The following is a 250-nucleotide window of genomic DNA, read 5'->3' as shown; positions in this document are numbered from 1 at the left end:
CGAGGGCGAGAAGCAGGCCGCGGTGCTCAGCGCCGAGGGTGAGGCGCAGGCCGCCGTGCTGCGCGCCGACGGTGAGGCTGCCGCGATCCGTACGGTCTTCGAGGCGATCCACGACGGCGACGCCGACCAGAAGCTGCTCGCCTACCAGTACCTGCAGACGCTGCCCGAGCTGGCCAAGGGCGACGCCAACAAGCTGTGGATCATCCCCAGCGAGGTGGGCGACGCCCTCAAGGGCCTGGGCGGTGCCTTC

The 250-nt window shown here is 71.2% G+C and carries 1 protein-coding gene; it reads left to right on the top strand.

Features of this window, described 5'->3' with window-relative positions; translation table 11 throughout:
- Positions 1-250: SPFH domain-containing protein (locus C7C46_RS33880; RefSeq protein WP_425470172.1), on the top strand; the 250-nt coding region annotated here is incomplete at both ends.

The sequence above is a fragment of the Streptomyces tateyamensis genome (assembly GCF_003205575.1).
Taxonomy (GTDB): Bacteria; Actinomycetota; Actinomycetes; order Streptomycetales; family Streptomycetaceae; genus Kitasatospora; species Kitasatospora tateyamensis.
Note: the sequence above shows the minus strand (reverse complement) of the source record. Positions and strands in the feature narration are given on the sequence as shown.